Origin of the sequence: Ruoffia sp. FAM 20857 (genome assembly GCF_045528645.1) — a bacterium.
In the GTDB taxonomy this organism is placed as follows: domain Bacteria; phylum Bacillota; class Bacilli; order Lactobacillales; family Aerococcaceae; genus Ruoffia; species Ruoffia halotolerans.
Genome location: NZ_JBGQRB010000138.1, coordinates 1 through 255, shown reverse-complemented (window position 1 = coordinate 255; position 255 = coordinate 1). Strand labels below are relative to the sequence as shown.

1 protein-coding gene is annotated in these 255 nt (G+C 42.4%); it reads left to right on the top strand.

All coding sequences use genetic code 11. The features are described from left to right. Positions 1–255 (top strand): IS30 family transposase (locus ACEN4N_RS11575; protein ID WP_407094278.1); only part of this gene is annotated, 255 nt, incomplete at both ends.

The following is a 255-nucleotide window of genomic DNA, read 5'->3' as shown; positions in this document are numbered from 1 at the left end:
TACCATTGTGGGTGTTCACCACAAGAGTGCTGTTATCACGCTAGTAGAGCGTCTTTCCAAAATCATCATCACTTTGAAACCGGATGGCCGCAAAGCCAGTGACATTGAACAGAGGATGAACCAATGGCTGGAATCGATTCCTCGACATTTCTTTAAGTCGATGACGTTTGATTGTGGTAAGGAATTTTCCAATTGGAAAGCATTAAGTAATCAACATGACATTGATATTTATTTTGCCGATCCAGGAACGCCCTC